The organism is Mesorhizobium japonicum MAFF 303099 (assembly GCF_000009625.1).
Taxonomy (GTDB): domain Bacteria; phylum Pseudomonadota; class Alphaproteobacteria; order Rhizobiales; family Rhizobiaceae; genus Mesorhizobium; species Mesorhizobium japonicum.
This window is the reverse complement of sequence record NC_002678.2, coordinates 2,775,845-2,791,996: the sequence shown is the minus strand read 5'-3', so window position 1 is coordinate 2,791,996 and position 16,152 is coordinate 2,775,845. Positions and strand designations below refer to the sequence as shown.

Genomic DNA, 16,152 nt, shown 5'->3' with positions numbered 1-16,152 from the left:
CCAGCGCATCATTGCATCGCCTGCGAGGTTTCGGATTCGATGCGCCATCCCTCCGCGGCCTTGACCAGCCCAAGCGTGACGCGCGCCTTGCCGGTCAGCCGTGCCGCCGACTTGTCCTTCGGTACGTAGTCGTAGCGCATGGCAAAGGCGGCCTCAGTGCGGTCCTCGCCATGCGGCGTGATCTCCAGGCTGCCGGGTTCCAGCCCGAGCGACCACGAAGCCCATTGCGCGAACCAGTCGGTCTTCACCTTGACGATGGCATCGGCGTCGTAGCGTGTACCGAAAATAGTGGCCGACGAGCCGTAGATCCGCTTGACCGTTTCGGCCATCGTCCTGGTGTCGGGCGCCAGATAATCCCGGCGCAGGAACTGTTCGATCGAAGCCTTGTCATCGCCCACGGAGCGCTCCAGCGCCGCGACCCGTGGGGCCGACGCCGGCTCGGCCGCCGGCTTGGGCTTCGGGGCTGGCCCGTCACCCGGGACGAACTCGAAACGTTCGAGCAGTGAGCCCTGCTCCCAGGGGCGCTGGCCTTCGCGGGTTTGCGAAACGACGTCGCGGCGCACCGCGATCATCATGTCGTTGATGCTCTGGCCGGGTTCGGCGATGTGCCGCAAAAGGGCTGATGCAAAGGGCGAGTTGCGCCCGGTGCCGTCCATGGCGACCGCGCCTGGCGCGGTCGAGAAGGCGATGAAGGAGCCGCGCGTCGAATCGAACTGCGCGAGACCGGCGAGCGCGGTCGCCGAGCGCGTCGTGGCGGTGCGGCTTAGACTGCGGGCAAACGGATTGTTGCGGCAGGCATCGAGAAACACCAGGCTGACCTTGGTCTGCTGTTCCATGATGTCGAGGACTTCGTCGATCGGTACCGCTTCGAGCTGCAGTTTCACCGGCATGTCAAGCTTCGCGTCGACCGGCACGATGTAGTTGCGCCCGTCGACCTGCAGGCCGTGGCCGGCATAGTAGAAAAGCCCGACCCCGGCGCCTTCGAGCGCATCGGAGAATTCGCCGATGCTGCGTTCGAGCTCGCGCTTGCCGAGGTCGTTGCCTTCGATGACCTCGAAACCGATGGAGCGCAGCTTGTCGGCGATGTCGAGGGCGTCGTTGACCGGATTGGCCAGCGTGCCGGCCTCGGCATAGGTGCCGTTGCCGATGACGAGCGCCACGCGCCGCGCCGGCTCAGCGTCGGCGCTCAGCAGCAACAGTCCCAGAAATGCCCAAGCGAGGATCGCAAGCCTGCCCATGGGGCGCAATCATAGCGCCACAGGTCCCGGCGACGCCAACAGATTTGAAATGCAGGCTTAATCCGGCGCGGTCCGCCGCCCCGGCAGGCGCGGCGAAAACGCCCTTGCGCCGGCGCGCCGTATCGGGCAAACCGGCCTTCCCCTTGCGATTTTCCCGCCCGAGGTCCCCATGTCCACGACGATTTCGCCGCTCGCGCCGAAGAAGTACCCCAAAATGCCTGTCATTGAAGGGGTGCGCATCGCCACCGCCGAAGCGGGGATAAAGTACAAGAACCGTACCGACCTGCTGGCCATGGTGTTCGATGCCGGCACTGCGGTCGCCGGCGTGTTCACCAAGTCGAAATGCCCCTCGGCGCCCGTCGATTTCTGCCGCCAGAACCTTGCCGCCGGCAAGGCCCGGGTGCTGGTCGTCAATTCCGGCAATGCCAACGCCTTCACCGGCAAGAAGGGCCGCGAATCCACCGCGCTGACCGGCGAGGCGGCGGCAAAGGCTGCCGGCTGCACGGCAGGTGAGGTGTTCCTGGCCTCGACCGGCGTCATCGGCGAGCCGCTCGACACGACCAAGTTCAGCCATCTGCTTGCCGGACTGGTCAGTGATGGCAAGCCCGACCTGTGGACCGAGGCGGCGAAGGCCATCATGACCACGGACACCTATCCGAAAGTGGCGACGCAGACCGTCAAGCTTGGTGACACCGATGTCACCATCAATGGCATCTCCAAGGGCGCCGGCATGATCGCCCCCGACATGGCGACGATGCTGTCCTTCATCGCCACCGACGCGCCGATCGCGGCCCCCGTGCTGCAGGACCTGCTGTCGCGCGGCACGGCCAAGACCTTCAACGCGGTGACCGTCGACAGCGACACCTCGACCAGCGACACACTGCTGATCTTCGCCACCGGCAAGGCCGCCAAGCGCGGTGCGCCTGAAATCACCGACCCGAAAGACGCACGGCTCGGTCAGTTCCGCCGGGCGCTCGGCAAGGTGCTGAAGTCGCTGGCGCTGCAGGTGGTGCGCGACGGCGAGGGCGCCCGCAAGCAGGTCGAAGTCACCGTCACCGGCGCGAAATCGGCCCGCTCGGCCAAGCGCATCGCGCTGTCGATCGCCAATTCGCCGCTGGTCAAGACAGCGGTCGCCGGCGAGGACGCCAATTGGGGCCGTGTCGTCATGGCCGTCGGCAAGGCCGGCGAGCCCGCCGACCGCGACCGGCTGTCGATCTGGTTCGGCGATATCAGGCTGGCGCATGAGGGCGAGCGCGACCCCGGCTATTCCGAGGAAGCGACGTCGACTTACATGAAGCGCGACGATATCCGCATCCGTGCCGACATCGGCATCGGCCGCGGCAAGGCGACGGTGTGGACCTGCGACCTCACCAAGGAATATGTCGCCATCAACGGCGATTATCGGAGCTGACGGTTTTGGCTTCCAGGCATCCGGCAAGCATGCTCGCGATCGTGCGCCGCTACGAGGCGGCCGGCTTTCGCGCCTGGCCGGCGGCCGCCGTCCACTATGACGGTACCTGGGTGGTGCGGCTCACGGCCGGCCACCCGGCCAAGCGGCTGAATTCGGTCAACCCGCTCGATCCCGGCGATATCCAGCACATAGCCGACCGCATCGGCCGGGCCAGCCGCCGTTTCGATGCCTATGGCAGGCCGCTGACGTTCCGCATGTCGCCGCTGTCGGGTCCCGATCTTGCCGGCCATCTCGACAAGGAGGGCTGGAGTCGGTTCGACGAATCGCTGGTCATGCGGTTGCCGCTGGCCGACGCCCAACTCGATGCCGCGATGGACCAGATTCCGCTCAAGGACATCAGCCGCTTCATCGGCGCGTCGCTCAAGGTCAGCGGCTCGGACGTTTCGCTGCGGCCCGGCCTGTCGGAGATCATCGGCGCCATCCAGCCAGAGGCCGGGCTGTTCGCACTGGAAGATGGGGCGGAGGCGCTGGCGACGCTGATCTGCGTGCATGACGGCGATCTCGCCGGCCTGTTCGAAGTAGCCACCGACAAGGCGGCGCGCAACAAGGGCCATGGCCGCAACCTGATCCGGTCAGCGCTGAAATGGGCGCGGCTGCGCGGCGCGCGGGAGGCTTGGCTGCAGGTCGAGGCCGGCAATGTGCCGGCGCTGGCGCTCTATCGGTCGCTCGGCTTCGAGGAAGTCTATCGCTACCATTATCGCCGGCCGCCTGGTCATGAGTGAAATTGGGCATGAATGATCTGGCCAATGCCGGCAAGCGCCTGCTCCTGGTCGCGGCCTGCGCGCTGGTCGATACCGACGGCCGGGTGCTGCTCGCGCAGCGGCCCGAGGGCAAGCAGCTTGCCGGCCTGTGGGAATTTCCCGGCGGCAAGGTCGAGCCCGGCGAGACGCCGGAACAATGCATCATCCGCGAATTGCACGAGGAGATCGGCATCGAGACCGAAATCCCGTGCCTGGCGCCGCTTACCTTCGCCAGCCATTCCTATAACGACTTCCATCTGTTGATGCCGCTGTTTGTCTGCCGCCGCTTCCGCGGCATCGCCCAGCCCCGGGAAGGGCAGGCGCTGAAATGGGTGCGGCCGAGAGAGATGCGCGACTATCCGATGCCGCCGGCCGACGCGCCGCTGATCCCGTTCCTGATCGATCTGCTCTGAGGATCCGGGACGGAGCGGGCCACGGGCCCATATCAGTCAGCGTTAATGGAAGATTTATCTCATCATGAAAAATTGATGGATGGCCGTGTCGTCGCGGCCGCGTCGCGGATTGGCTGGGGAGCGATAGTTATGAGCCTCGACAGGGATTGGGATTCGATCCGGCCCGACCGCGGCTTTCGTGCCGCCGATGCGGGCATGGGCATTCTGCGCGTGACGCTGCTGTTCGGCTCGGCCGCGGTGGCGCTGGCGCTGATTGCGACCCCTTTCCTCGACAGCCAGACGCGCTCGCAATCGACGCGCGATAGTTTTTCCGGTGGTCTCGACATGACGGCCACCGGCTCGATCAGCCATCGCAGCACCTATACGGTGCGCCGCAGCGTGCTGCAGGCGCAGCCCGGTTCGGTCTGCATCATCAGCTCCGATGGCAGAACCAGCGGCGACTGCTGACATGGCTAAGATGTTTGGGGAAGGGCGGCCGTTTCACTGCCTGTTAAGCCTTTGCCATTAACCTTTCTTAACAGATCGGCGGTAGTATCCTGGCGAGAGGGGTTGAGGTCATGAAAGCAGTGCTGCTGCGATTTCTGAAGGACGAAACCGGCGCCACGGCGGTCGAATATGGCCTGATCGTCGCTGTGTTGTCGCTGACCATCGTCGCCGGCATCAGTCAGGTCTTCAACTCGATCACCTGGCTGTTCAGCGACAATGGCAGCCGGCTTGCGAACGCCTTCGCACCCTGATCTGGCTGTCGGCGCCTGACGCCGATCATTGCCCGTCGGGAGCCTCAAGTATCGTCTTCAGCGAGACCTTGGCCGACCCTGGCTTCAGCGGTTTTTGCTGCGAGGCGTCGGGCGCCCAGCCGGACATCCAGACAATCGAGAAACTTGCCCTTACGCGGCCGTCGGCGTCGGAAAACCGCTCGGCGTAAATTTCGGCCGCGCGGGCAAACAGCTGGCGTGCGCCCGGCCGTCGGCTGCGGTCGGTGAGTGCGCTGGTTTCGCCCATGGCGCGCAGATCGGCCATCAACGCAAACAAATTGGCATAGCGCACCGTCACGGTCTCGACATCGGCGACCGGCAGGGCAAGGGCGGCGCGCTGCAAAAGCGCGCCGGCATCGCGCACGTCGGTGAACGGGATGACACGCGGGCTGGCGCCGCCGTAAAGTTCCGTCTCGGCCGCAAGCAGGCTTTCGCGCAACTCGAAAAGCGTGCCGGCACCGGCAAAGGCGCCAAGGAAAAGTCCGTCCGGCCGCAGCGCGCGGCGGATCTGGATCAGCATGCCGGGAATGTCGTTCATCGCCTGCATCGACAGAAGCGACACCGCCAGATCGAGGCTCTCCGGCTCGAACGGCACGGTTTCGAACGGTGCGATTAAGCCGGCGCCGCCGCCGGTCAGGAAAGCCGTATCCGCCTCGACGCGGACGATATCCGCGACCTTGCCGCTGGCGGCGAGCACATCGGCCGCGGCCGACGTCTGGCAAAACAGCACCGCCGCCTTGCCGAACCGGCGCTCGACGGCGCCCAGCCGGTCTGCAAGGTCCTCGGCGGCGCGGTTCATCAGGAAATCGGCGCCGTCGACCGGATGGCTGACCGCGCGCCGCTTGTGCGCCAGCCACAAAGAGGTATCCATAATGGGCTGCAACGGGTGGATCCTTGTTTGTCCACGCCCTGATATACTTGGTACACTCGGTGCGGAGAACAACCACGTGGCCGATCCGATGCCAGAGATCAAGTCCGTCGGGATCAGGAACCTCGCCCGATCGGCTCTCGGCTGGCCGGCGCGCATGCTGTTTCCGCCAGTCTGTGCCGGTTGCCGCCGGCATGTCTCGCAGCCCGGCGTGCTGTGCGGCGCCTGCTGGCCGAAGCTGCGGCTCTTGGAACGGCCCTGGTGCCCGGTTATGGGCACGCCGTTCACCCATCATATGGGCGAGGGTTTTCTGTCGGCCGAGGCGATCGCGGACCCGCCACCCTTCGAGCGGGCGCGGGCAGCCGTCGCCTATTCCGGCGTGGCCCGCCAGATGGTGCAAGGGCTGAAATACCAGGATCGCACCGATCTAGCGCCTTGGATGGCGCGCTGGATGGTGCGCGCAGGCGCCGATCTCATCGCCGAGGCCGATGTGGTGGTGCCGGTGCCGCTGCACTGGCGGCGTTTTTTCCGGCGGCGCTTCAACCAGTCGGCGGAACTGGCGCGCGCGGTTTGCGAGCTCAGCGGGTTGTCTTTCGCGCCTTCCGCCATGCGGCGCGTGAAACTCACCCGCCAGCAGGTCGGGCTGGAGCGGCAGGAGCGCGAGGAGAATGTGCGGGCCGCCTTCCGCGTCCCGGCCGAGGCGGAGATCGAGATCGCCGGCCGCAGGGTGCTTCTGATCGACGATGTCTACACCACGGGCGCCACCGTGCGAGCGGCCACCAAGGCGCTGAAAAGGGGCGGTGCGTCTGCCGTCGACGTGCTGACCTTCGCGCGTGTGTTGCCGGGGGACTTTCGGGCGGACGAGTCCGCGACTATATAAGTCGGCAACGAAAGCGGAATTCATCATGGTCGATGTCACGATCTATACGCGCATGATGTGCGGCTACTGCACGGCAGCCAAGCGGCTGCTGGAGCGCAAGGGCGTTGCCTATACCGAGCATGACGCTTCGTTTTCGCCGGAACTGCGCCAGGAGATGATCTCGCGCGCGCACGGCCGCACGACCTTTCCGCAGATTTTCATCGGCGAGACGCATGTCGGCGGCTGCGACGATCTCCACGAGCTGGAGGCCGAAGGCCGGCTGGACAGGCTGCTCGCCAACGGCGCGACGATTTGAGGGTATGATGATGGGTGTTTTCAAGGCTGCGGCGGTTCAGATGCGTTCCGGCGAAAGCCCCGAGCGCAACGCGGTCGATCTCGAACGGCTGGTGCGTGAAGCGGCCGGGCAGGGCGCGACCTATATCCAGACGCCGGAAATGACCGGGGCGCTGATCCGCGACAAGCAGGCGCGTGCCGCTTCCTTCACCTCCGAAGACAAGGACATCATTGTTGCGACCGCACGCGGATTGGCGCGCGAACTCGGCGTCTTCCTGCATATCGGCTCGACCGCCATCCTGCGCGCCGACGGCAAGCTCGCCAATCGGGCGCTGTTGTTCGGTCCGGACGGCGCGACGCTCGCCACCTATGACAAAATCCACATGTTCGACGTCGATCTCGACAATGGCGAAAGCTGGCGCGAATCGGCTGCCTACGAACCCGGCACCGAAGCCGTCGTGACCGAGGTAGCGGGCGCCAGACTGGGCTTTGCGGTCTGCTACGACCTGCGTTTCCCGCAGCTGTTCCGCACCGAGGCGCTGGCCGGCGCGGATGTTTTGACCGTGCCCGCCGCCTTCACCCGGCAGACCGGCGAGGCGCACTGGCATGTGTTGCTGAGAGCCCGCGCCATCGAGAACGGCGCCTTTGTCGTCGCCGCCGCGCAAGGCGGCCTGCATGAGGACGGCCGCGAAACCTATGGCCATTCGTTGATCGTCGACCCGTGGGGGCGCGTCCTCGCCGAAGCCGCGCATGACGAGCCTGCGGTGGTCGTCGCCGAGATCGACCCGGCGCAGTCGCTTGCGGCGCGCAAGAAGATCCCCAATTTGAAGAATGCGCGGGATTTCACCATCAATGCCGGCGCGGTGGACGCGCCGCGTCTCAGGGGTGCCGCCTCTTGATCCGCTTTTCCCTGATCTGCGAAAACGAACACGAGTTCGAGGGCTGGTTCCGCAGCAATGACGATTTCGACACCCAGAAGAAGCGCGGCTTTGTCGATTGCCCTAGCTGCGGCTCGCACAAGGTGGAGAAGGCCCTGATGGCGCCGGCCGTTTCGACGGCGCGCAAGCAGGAGACCATAGCGCTCGCCATGGGCGAGGCGCAGAAGCAGGCCCTGGCGCAACTGAAGGCGATGGCCGAGAAGGTGCGCGAGAATGCCGACTATGTCGGTGACAAATTCGCCGAGGAAGCGCGAAAAATCCATTTCGGCGAAACCGACCCACGCGGTATCTACGGCGAGGCGACACTGGAAGAGGCCAAGGGCCTGGCCGAGGATGGCGTCGATTTCATGCCGATCCCGGTGTTTCCCGACGACCGCAACTGAACGTTCAGCTCACGCTGCCGATCAGCTTCTCAAGCAGACGCGAAAGCGTCTCCCGTTCGGCGTCGTTTAGGCCCGCGAGGATCTCGTGCTCGTTGGCGACGTGGGCGGTCAGGGCCTCGTCGATCAAGGCGAGACCTTTCCCGGTGAGCTGCACAACAATGCCGCGCCGGTCGTTGGGGTGCGGGCCGCGCAGGATCAATCCGGCCTTCTCCAAACGGTCGAGCCGGTTGGTCATGGCCCCCGATGTCACCATGGTCGCTTCATAGAGATCTGTCGGCGTCAGCGCGTAAGGTGAGCCTGAGCGGCGCAGCGTTGCCAGCACGTCGAACTCGCCGGCTTGCAACCCGAATTGCGCAAACAGCGGGGCCAGGCGATCACGCGCGATCAGCGACGAGGCTTCGTTCAATCGCCCGAGCACGCCCATCGGCGAGACATCAAGGTCCGGCCGCTCCCGCTTCCACTGCTCGATCGCTTTTGCCGCGCGATCCATCTGTCTCACCGTTAAATATCTTGACGTTAAGAATCTTTGCGCTATCTTATCTCAGGATACAGAACCGGCCGAGCGCCGCAAGTGCCAAATTTCGCAATTGAATGACGGGACCATCCGATGAAATTTCTCTGGGATTCGGCGTTCGGCCTGCTTGTCGTCACCGGCTGCCTGCTCGGCCTGACACTGCCCTTCGGCAAGCTCGCCACGGCAGCCGGCGTGCCGGCCATGGTCTGGGCCTTCGTCATCTCGCTCGGCGCCGGCGGCGTGCTTTTGTGCGTGCTTTTGCTGCGCGGCCAGCGTGTCCGGCTCACCGCGCACAAGCTGCGCTATTTCTTCGTCACGGCGGCCGTGTCCTATGCCGTCCCCAATCTCTTGATGTTCTCGGCCATTCCGCATCTGGGCGCCGGCTATACCGGCATCATGTTCACGCTGTCGCCCGTCGTCACGCTGGTGTTCTCGATCCTGCTGCGTGTCCGGCGCCCGAACGTGCTGGGCATTATCGGCATCGCCGTCGGTTTCATCGGCGCCGTGATGGTGGCGGTGACGCGCGGCGAGGCCGGCCAGCCGGCCGATCTGTTCTGGGTGGTGATGGGGCTGCTGATCCCGGTCAGCCTTGCAGCCGGCAACATCTACCGCACCGTCGACTGGCCGGAAAGCACCGGTCCGATCGAGCTCGCCGTCGGCAGCCACCTGGCGTCGGCGACGCTGCTGCTCGCCGGCATTCTCGCTTTGTTCGGCGTCGAGGCCTTCGCGCCGCTAGGCGGCGTACCGCTGGTCCTCGTCGGGCAGGTCGCATCGGCGTCGGCGATGTTTGCCTTCTTCTTCCGGCTGCAGGCGGTCGGCGGCCCGGTCTATCTCAGCCAGATCGGCTATGTGGCAGCCGCGGTCGGCCTGTTTGCCGGCACGATCTTCCTTGGCGAGCACTATCAGCTGCTGACCTGGGCCGGCGCCGCCATCATCACCGCCGGCGTCTTCATCACCACGAAGGCGCAGAGCCAGGCTGTCGCGAAGCCGCAGCCCGCGTAAACGTCGTCAAAGTTTTCCGCCGCCGTCGGCGTCGCCGCCAGGCTCCGGCCTTGGATGCCGGCGGCGGTGTGTGGCGGCGGCCCGCGCCGCCTGTTCGTAGATGCCGGTCATCAGTTCGAGCGTGCGCGCGACATCTTCGAGCTTGTCGGCCATTTCGGGAATGCGCGTCACGGCATCGATGAGCAGGACGGAGCGGATGTCGGCATAGCGCTCGGTCACGCGATGCCCGAGCGGCGTCACCTCATAAGTGACGCCGGCCCTGCCGCTCCCGGTGCGGGTGATCAAACCGCCCTTCAGCAATTTGCGCAGGCTGTACTGAATGTTGGGGATGTCGTCGCGGTTGGTCATCTGGGCAAGATCGCGCACGCTTTTCGGCCGGTCGTTCATGCGGATGATGTGGAGCAGCGCGTTCTCGGGTCCGCTGGCGGAAAACTCAATCACCGTGGCGAGGCATTCAGCCTGCCAGTGACCGAACGCCTCGTAGGAGCGCATCAGCGCATACTCGACTTCGGTGACGTCGATCTCCAGCGGCGTGCGCGCCAGATGCCAGCCGCGATCCAGCAGTTCGGCCGGTGTTTCCAAGGATTTGCGCCGTTCGTTCATCTGCCTGTCCCCTGCCATCAGCATGCGCTGATCCCGGTGATTGCGTCCACATGAATTTATAATAGACTTTCTATCATAAATTATAAGCAAAAATGAGGAGAACACCGCCAATGAGCATGCTCGACAAGACCGCGCCTCATGCGCAGCCCTTCTTTCTTGGCACTTTCGCGTCCAATTGTTCCGGCGGCATGACCGTCACCAAGGTTCCCGAGCGCTGGGCCAGTTCCTGGGACAACAATCTGCGCCTGGCGCATCTGCTCGACGAGGCCGGTATCGACTTCATGCTGCCGATCGCGCGCTGGATCGGTTATGGCGGCGAGACGAATTTCCACGGCAACGTGCTGGAGACGATCACCTGGGCGGCCGGGCTTCTGGCGCTCACCCGCAACATCACGGTTTTCGCCACCACCCATACCGCGGCCAACCATCCCGTGGTCGTCGCCAAGCAACTGGCGACCATCGACCAGATCAGCCGTGGCCGCATCGGCCTCAACATCGTCGCCGGCTGGAACAAGCCGGAATATGAGGCGCTCGGTTTGACGCTGCCCGATGACCATGTCACGCGCTACGGCTATGCCCAGGAATGGTTCGACATTGTCCAGGCGTTGTGGGGGCGCACGGAAGCCTTTGACTGGGACGGCACGTGGTTCAAGCTCAAGAATGTGCTTGGCGACCCGCGCCCGTCGTCACGGCTGCCGATCCTCAATGCGGCCGGGTCGGAGGAGGGCCGCAAATTCGCGGTCCGCAACGCCGATTTCCTGTTCACCCCGGCAATCGACCTGGCGCGCTCCAAGGATGAGATCATTGCGCTGAAGGAGCAGGCGAGGGCCGCCGGCAGCGATGTCGACGTGCTGACCTTTGCCCATGTCGTCTGCCGGCCGACCGAGAAGGAAGCCACGGACTATCTCGAACATTTCGGCCGCGCCAATGCCGACTGGGCGGCGGTCGACAATCTGGTGCGGCTGCAATTCGCCCATGCGCAGTCGTTCCCGCATGATCTCTTGGCGCTCATTCGCGACCGCATGGCGGCGGGCCATGGCGGCTTTCCGCTCACCGGCACGCCCGAGCAGGTCGCCGACGGGATCACCGCCTTGCACGAGGCAGGTTTTCGCGGCTCGACGCTGTCCTTCGTCAACTATGTCGAGGAATTCCCCTATTTCCGCGACACCGTGCTACCCATTCTCGAAGAGAGAGGCATCCGCATCGCACCGGCCGCGATGCAGTCGGCGGCTTAGCAAAGAAGCGAAGAGGCAATGTCCATGACAGAAGCTCAGGTCAGCGTCGCCGACTTCCGCGCCGCCATGCGGCTCATCGTCGGCAATGTCAGCGTCATCACCGCCGGTGTCGGCGACGACCGTTCCGGCCTTGTCGTCATTTCGGTGGTCTCGCTGTCGGCCGAGCCGCCCAAGGTGATCGCTTGCGTCAACCGATCGTCATCCACCTGGCCGGTTATCGAGCGCTACCGGCATTTCGGCGTCAATTCGCTAGGCCCTCAGCATCAAGCCGTGGCGGAGCGCTTCTCCGGCTTTGGCGGCATCAAGGGCAAGGATCGTTATGAGGGCGCCGAATGGGTGACGCTGAAGACCGGAGCCGCGCTGCTTTCCGACGCCGTGGCCGCCTTCGACTGCAGCCTTGACGAGATGATCGACCGGGGCACGCATTCCATCGTCATCGGTTCGGTCGAGGCGGTGCGCACCCGCGATGCCGGCCAGGCGCTGATCTATTGGCGGGGCGGCTATAGGCCGCTCGACGCCTAAGGTGTGCTGATATTCAGGTGATGCCGGCCTGCAAATGGCTGATACCTGCGCTTCCCCGTTCTACTGCGTCGCAGTAGAACTGAGCTCACCCAAAAGTACGCTCCGCTCCGGTTCTCGGAAGCCACCATTTTCGACTCGGCCTGACCTGAATCTCAACACACCTTGGAACAAATTCCAGGAAAAGTGTGCCGGATCAGACCGATCCCTTTTCCGCCAGCACCATGTAATTGACGTCCATGTCCTTCGACCGCGCCCAACGGTCGGCAAGCGGATTGTAGGTGACGCCGGTGCGGTCGATGATCGTCAGGCTGGCGCCGCCGAGCGCCTTCTCCAGTTCTTCCGGGCGCACCAGCTTGCCGAACTGGTGGGTGCCGCGCGGCAGCCAGCGCAGCACATATTCGGCGCCGATGATAGCCAGGCCGAGCGCCTTCAGCGTGCGGTTGATGGTGGCCACGAACATGATGCCGCCGGGCCGGACCATCTGCCCGCATTTGGCGACGAACAGGTCGATGTCGGCGACGTGCTCGACCACTTCCATGTTGAGGATGACGTCGAATGTCTCGCCGGCGTCGGCAAGATCCTCGGCCGTCGTGGCTCGGTAGTCGACGATCACATTGCCTTCGGCCGCGTGCAGTTTCGCCACTTCGATGTTTGTCTCGGAGGCATCCGCTCCCACGACCTCGGCGCCAAGCCGCGCCATCGGCTCGCACAAAAGACCGCCGCCGCAGCCGATATCGAGGATGCGCAGCCCCTCGAACGGCCGCGCGGCACGCGGGTCACGGCCGAAGCGCGCCGCTATCTGGTCGCGGATATAGGAAAGCCGGACCGGATTGAACTTGTGCAGCGGACGAAACTTGCCGTTCGGGTTCCACCATTCGGCAGCAAGGGCGGAAAAGCGTTCGACTTCTCCGGCATCGATCGTCGATCGTCGGGGTTCTGGCATTGGTTGGTCTCCTCGAACGCTAGGAAGTCGGGCGTGGGAGCGGGAAAGTCAAGGCAACAATTTTCCTCTGCCGACAGGCCGAAACATCCTGTCAGGGCATGTCAGCTGTCGGGTGCGGCGGTGAAACACAATTGGCGTGGCGGGCGAATGAGGGGCATCGTTTGGATTAGAGGGAGTGCGCGATGACAGTCATGACGGCTTCGATCCTTTGGCGCAGGCTGGATGTGGAGGGCCACGATGCCTGCCTGCTGTCGCAAGCCGATGGCGGGCACAGCCTTCGGGGACAGGCCATTTTCGTCCAGGACGGCAAGCCATGCTGCCTTGCCTATGAGGTGATTTGCGACACCGGCTGGCGCACGCGATCGGCTCGGGTCGATGGTTTTCTCGGCCTGCGCGAGCTGCACTATGCCATTGAACGACGTGCCGACGGCGAGTGGATGCTGAACGGCGAGCCTCAGCGGGGCGTTGCCGGCCTTGTCGACGTCGACCTCGGCTTTACACCGGCATCGAACCTGCTGGCGATACGCCGGTTCGACCTCGGCATCGGGGAGACGACGCTCGCTCCAGCCGCCTACCTGAGCTTTCCAACGCTCGAGATGGTGCTTCTCGAGCAAAGCTATAGGCGTCTCGACGAGACCCGCTACGCGTATAGCGCGCCCGTGTTCGGCTATGACGAGATCCTTGGTGTCTCGCCGCACGGCTTCGTGGTCGACTATCCCGGCCTGTGGAGAACCACGGCGCGGCCAGGCTGACCCAGCATCGCTCGGTCTGGGAAAAGGTGGTCTATTAGGACGCCTTAACATGAAATTTACGAGGTTGGCGGTTTCCTGAAGCACGAGCGGGGATCGGCATGTATATTGCCCTCCCATTGGTTGGGATGGCTTGGTGCGGATCAAGACCCAGATTGTTGCCACCTTGTTGAGCGCCGCGGTCTTGATCGGCCTGGTGGGCGGGATTGCGATAATCTCCCAGATATCGCTGACAAGATCCGGTGCGCTCGCCGAAGCGACGAGCGTTGGGCGGCAATTGGCCGAAACGATTGCCTTCAAGGCTGCCGATGCGCCGCATTCCTTGTTCGAGAGGCCCGAGGCGCTGCGTGAATTCGTGACCGCGCAACACAGCGACTCGAAACGCGACCTCGTTGTCCTCAATCACGACAAGGTCATCCTTGCCGATGTCCCAGGCGAAGAAAAAAATGTCGGCACACGGTACGGCCACGATCCCGACAATGAAGTCGGCCGGACGATCGAGGACGGCGCGCCGCGTGACTTCGTTGAAAGCAGCGCCGACGTATCGGAAGCGATCAATCTCGTCGCGGTGCCGATCAAGGATGCTCCCGGCAAGACGGTCGGCGCGGTGTTGTTCGAGTACACGCCGCTGCTGCGTGCCGCCCAGCAGCGCACCAACACCGTGCTCTGGCTCATCGGCCTGTGTACCGCAGCCGCCGTGTTGATCTCGGCGATTTCGGCTCTTCTGTTGCTGCGCGGCTTTGGCGCCGGCCTTTCCGGCCTCAACCGCGGCATCGAATCGCTGGCGCGCGGCGACGCCGGCGCGCGCATCGGCCTTACTTCCAACGACGAGTTCGGCCAATTGGCGCGAGGCTTCGACAGCATGGCAACCGAACTCGAATCCTCGCGTGGGCTGCTCGTCGAGCACAAGGCCTATATCGAGGATATTGTCCGTACCGTCGCCGAGGGCATTGTCGTCATTGACGGTGATGGCCGGATCGTCTCGGCCAATCCTGCGGCCGCCGAGATCGTCGGACTGCGCAACGACAGGATCGAAGGGCAGGATTGGCGGTCGATCCTCGACATAAGGGGACTGTCGGGAGACAGGATGGCGCAGGCGACATCGCCGATCGAGCTGGCGTTGACCACGGGGCGTGGGCATCAGGCCGAGGTGCGGCTGGCAAAGCCGGACGGATCATACCTGCCGGTGATTGCAAGCTGCAATCCGCTCAATCGTTCCGACGGCGGGATCGTATTGACGTTGAACGACATCAGCGAGCTGCGCAGCGCCGAGCGGGCGGTCAGCGATCGCGCCGAGGAACTGGCGACGCTCAATCGCGAACTGAAGGAGACGTCCCAGGCAACGACCCGGCTGGTCAAGCTCGGCGAACTGCTTCAGGCATGCGTCACCTTCCATGAAGCCTTTTCCGTCGTCGGCTCGGCCATGCCCGATTTCTTCGGCGGGTTGAGCGGGACCGTTCATCTGACCAGCGCCTCGCGCAACCTGGTCGAGGAAATGGCGCATTGGGGCGCCGTCCGTTCGAGCGTTGGCCAGTTCGCGCCGGAAGATTGCTGGGCGCTGCGGCGCGGCCAGGAACATGTTGCCGGTCCCGGCATGCTGACGCCGCGCTGCAACCACATCACCGAGAATGGCGGCCGCGGTTATGTCTGCATGCCTCTGGCGGCGCAGGGGGAGACGCTTGGCATCGTGCATCTGTGCGAACCGGACGCGGCCGACAGACCGGACTGGCTGACCGAGCGGCAACAGATCCTGCGCGGCGTCGTCGACACACTGGCCCTGGCATTGGCCAATCTGCGCCTGCGCGAAACATTGCGGCAACAATCGATCCGCGATCCGAACACCGGGCTCTACAACCGCCGCTATCTGGAGGAAACGAGCAGTCGCGAACTGAGGCGCATGGAGCGTTCCGGGCAGCCGCTGGCGATGATCATGCTCGATGTCGATCATTTCAAGCAGTTCAACGACACGTTCGGCCATGAGGCGGGCGATCTCGTGCTCAAGCAGGTCGCCGCCACGCTGCTCGACCATGCCAGGGAAAGCGACGTGGTGTCACGCTACGGTGGCGAGGAGTTCGCCCTTATGATGCCGGGAACGTCGCTCGCCGATGCCGCCGAGCGCGCCGAGGCGCTGCGCAAGGCGATCAAGCAGCTGCATCTGACGCATCGCGGCCGCACGCTCGGAACCATCACGGCCTCGTTCGGCGTGTCCGCCTTCCCGGAACTCGGCGCGTCATGGGTCGAAATCGTCAACGCCGCGGATCGTTCGCTCTATCAGGCAAAGGCGGACGGCCGCGACCGCGTTGTTGCCGGATTGGGCAGGGCCGATCCGCAATGGGATCTTTCCACCGCCAGCCAAAGCGTGGCTTAACCCGACAGAACGAGTTCGGCATATCCACGACATGGCATGCCGGGCGAACCAAAAGGAATTGCCCGCGGGCGACGTTTGGCAATCAGCGCGGTGCCGGATGGCAAAATACCGTTTCTTGAAGCCGGCATTCCGCTGCCAGCCTTGCGAAACCCAAAGCATTTGGCTAAGGAGGCCGCGCATTCAGCGGCCGGCGCCAGCCGGGCGCTTTCCTTCGTTTTCGGCTTCAGGCCGGCTTCAGTCAAAGGCATTTCGCTTCC

General features: G+C 64.4%; 20 protein-coding genes. 14 read left to right on the top strand and 6 right to left on the bottom strand.

The features are described 5' to 3' along the window. Positions 1-8 precede the first annotated feature (8 nt). On the bottom strand, positions 9-1,238 hold the full coding sequence (locus MAFF_RS14640; protein WP_010911691.1) for a caspase family protein: 1,230 nt from the start codon (positions 1,236-1,238) through the stop codon (positions 9-11). A gap of 169 nt (positions 1,239-1,407) precedes the next feature. Here MAFF_RS14640 and argJ point away from each other — a divergent pair, with 169 nt between their 5' ends. The 5 genes from argJ to MAFF_RS14615 all read left to right on the top strand — a co-directional run bounded on the left by argJ (position 1,408) and on the right by MAFF_RS14615 (position 4,599). Beyond that, positions 1,408-2,649 (top strand): bifunctional glutamate N-acetyltransferase/amino-acid acetyltransferase ArgJ, encoded by a 1,242-nt coding sequence (gene argJ, locus MAFF_RS14635; RefSeq protein WP_010911690.1) that lies wholly within the window; start codon positions 1,408-1,410, stop codon positions 2,647-2,649. A gap of 29 nt (positions 2,650-2,678) precedes the next feature. Continuing rightward, the gene (locus MAFF_RS14630; RefSeq protein ID WP_019861363.1) at positions 2,679-3,431 is read left to right on the top strand and encodes a GNAT family N-acetyltransferase; all 753 of its coding nucleotides are present in this window, start codon (positions 2,679-2,681) and stop codon (positions 3,429-3,431) included. Between the two features lie 8 nt (positions 3,432-3,439). Further along, the gene (mutT, locus tag MAFF_RS14625; RefSeq protein ID WP_010911688.1) at positions 3,440-3,862 is read left to right on the top strand and encodes an 8-oxo-dGTP diphosphatase MutT; all 423 of its coding nucleotides are present in this window, start codon (positions 3,440-3,442) and stop codon (positions 3,860-3,862) included. Between the two features lie 129 nt (positions 3,863-3,991). After that, complete coding sequence (locus tag MAFF_RS14620) at positions 3,992-4,309, top strand: hypothetical protein (protein ID WP_032931820.1); 318 nt, start codon at positions 3,992-3,994, stop codon at positions 4,307-4,309. A 110-nt stretch (positions 4,310-4,419) separates the two neighbouring features. Continuing rightward, entirely contained in the window at positions 4,420-4,599 is a 180-nt protein-coding gene (locus MAFF_RS14615) for a Flp family type IVb pilin (RefSeq protein WP_010911686.1), read from the top strand. A gap of 25 nt (positions 4,600-4,624) precedes the next feature. On the opposite strand, the gene MAFF_RS14610 is transcribed toward MAFF_RS14615, so the two are convergent. After that, positions 4,625-5,500 (bottom strand): class I SAM-dependent methyltransferase, encoded by an 876-nt coding sequence (locus tag MAFF_RS14610; protein WP_032931819.1) that lies wholly within the window; start codon positions 5,498-5,500, stop codon positions 4,625-4,627. Positions 5,501-5,564: 64 nt separating this feature from the next. Between MAFF_RS14610 and MAFF_RS14605 the strand changes: the two genes are divergently transcribed. From MAFF_RS14605 to MAFF_RS14590, 4 genes are read left to right on the top strand one after another with little or no spacing between them, the layout of a single operon-like run. After that, on the top strand, positions 5,565-6,365 hold the full coding sequence (locus MAFF_RS14605) for a ComF family protein (protein WP_032931818.1): 801 nt from the start codon (positions 5,565-5,567) through the stop codon (positions 6,363-6,365). Between the two features lie 25 nt (positions 6,366-6,390). Beyond that, positions 6,391-6,660 (top strand): glutaredoxin 3, encoded by a 270-nt coding sequence (grxC, locus tag MAFF_RS14600; protein ID WP_010911683.1) that lies wholly within the window; start codon positions 6,391-6,393, stop codon positions 6,658-6,660. Between the two features lie 10 nt (positions 6,661-6,670). Continuing rightward, the gene (locus MAFF_RS14595) at positions 6,671-7,537 is read left to right on the top strand and encodes a carbon-nitrogen hydrolase family protein (protein ID WP_010911682.1); all 867 of its coding nucleotides are present in this window, start codon (positions 6,671-6,673) and stop codon (positions 7,535-7,537) included. Then, positions 7,534-7,959 (top strand): DUF1178 family protein, encoded by a 426-nt coding sequence (locus MAFF_RS14590; RefSeq protein ID WP_032931815.1) that lies wholly within the window; start codon positions 7,534-7,536, stop codon positions 7,957-7,959. The genes MAFF_RS14595 and MAFF_RS14590 overlap by 4 nt, the downstream gene beginning before the upstream one ends. Before the next feature lie 4 nt (positions 7,960-7,963). On the opposite strand, the gene MAFF_RS14585 is transcribed toward MAFF_RS14590, so the two are convergent. Continuing rightward, a complete protein-coding gene (locus MAFF_RS14585; RefSeq protein ID WP_044548342.1) occupies positions 7,964-8,449 on the bottom strand; it encodes a MarR family winged helix-turn-helix transcriptional regulator in 486 nt (161 codons plus the stop codon). A 117-nt stretch (positions 8,450-8,566) separates the two neighbouring features. Here MAFF_RS14585 and MAFF_RS14580 point away from each other — a divergent pair, with 117 nt between their 5' ends. Then, a complete protein-coding gene (locus MAFF_RS14580; protein ID WP_010911679.1) occupies positions 8,567-9,475 on the top strand; it encodes a DMT family transporter in 909 nt (302 codons plus the stop codon). 6 nt (positions 9,476-9,481) lie between these two features. On the opposite strand, the gene MAFF_RS14575 is transcribed toward MAFF_RS14580, so the two are convergent. Continuing rightward, complete coding sequence (locus tag MAFF_RS14575; RefSeq protein WP_106406546.1) at positions 9,482-10,102, bottom strand: winged helix DNA-binding protein; 621 nt, start codon at positions 10,100-10,102, stop codon at positions 9,482-9,484. An 86-nt stretch (positions 10,103-10,188) separates the two neighbouring features. On the opposite strand from MAFF_RS14575, the gene MAFF_RS14570 reads away from it, so the two are divergent. Together MAFF_RS14570 and MAFF_RS14565 are read left to right on the top strand one after the other, a co-directional pair. Next, positions 10,189-11,313, top strand: coding sequence for an LLM class flavin-dependent oxidoreductase (locus tag MAFF_RS14570; RefSeq protein ID WP_032931811.1), 1,125 nt, complete (start codon positions 10,189-10,191; stop codon positions 11,311-11,313). A 24-nt stretch (positions 11,314-11,337) separates the two neighbouring features. Continuing rightward, the gene (locus tag MAFF_RS14565) at positions 11,338-11,835 is read left to right on the top strand and encodes a flavin reductase family protein (protein WP_044548341.1); all 498 of its coding nucleotides are present in this window, start codon (positions 11,338-11,340) and stop codon (positions 11,833-11,835) included. A 193-nt stretch (positions 11,836-12,028) separates the two neighbouring features. On the opposite strand, the gene ubiG is transcribed toward MAFF_RS14565, so the two are convergent. Further along, positions 12,029-12,778, bottom strand: a complete 750-nt coding sequence (gene ubiG / locus MAFF_RS14560; RefSeq protein ID WP_010911675.1) for a bifunctional 2-polyprenyl-6-hydroxyphenol methylase/3-demethylubiquinol 3-O-methyltransferase UbiG — start codon at positions 12,776-12,778, stop codon at positions 12,029-12,031. A gap of 182 nt (positions 12,779-12,960) precedes the next feature. Here ubiG and MAFF_RS14555 point away from each other — a divergent pair, with 182 nt between their 5' ends. Together MAFF_RS14555 and MAFF_RS36630 are read left to right on the top strand one after the other, a co-directional pair. Next, positions 12,961-13,530: a putative glycolipid-binding domain-containing protein gene (locus MAFF_RS14555; protein WP_010911674.1), complete on the top strand. Its 570-nt coding sequence runs from the start codon at positions 12,961-12,963 to the stop codon at positions 13,528-13,530. A 133-nt stretch (positions 13,531-13,663) separates the two neighbouring features. After that, positions 13,664-15,895: a diguanylate cyclase gene (locus MAFF_RS36630; RefSeq protein WP_157865997.1), complete on the top strand. Its 2,232-nt coding sequence runs from the start codon at positions 13,664-13,666 to the stop codon at positions 15,893-15,895. Here MAFF_RS36630 and MAFF_RS39115 read toward each other — a convergent pair. Next, entirely contained in the window at positions 15,892-16,143 is a 252-nt protein-coding gene (locus MAFF_RS39115) for a hypothetical protein (protein WP_129468824.1), read from the bottom strand. The two genes, MAFF_RS36630 and MAFF_RS39115, sit on opposite strands and share 4 nt — an antisense overlap. Between the last annotated feature and the right edge of the window lie 9 nt (positions 16,144-16,152).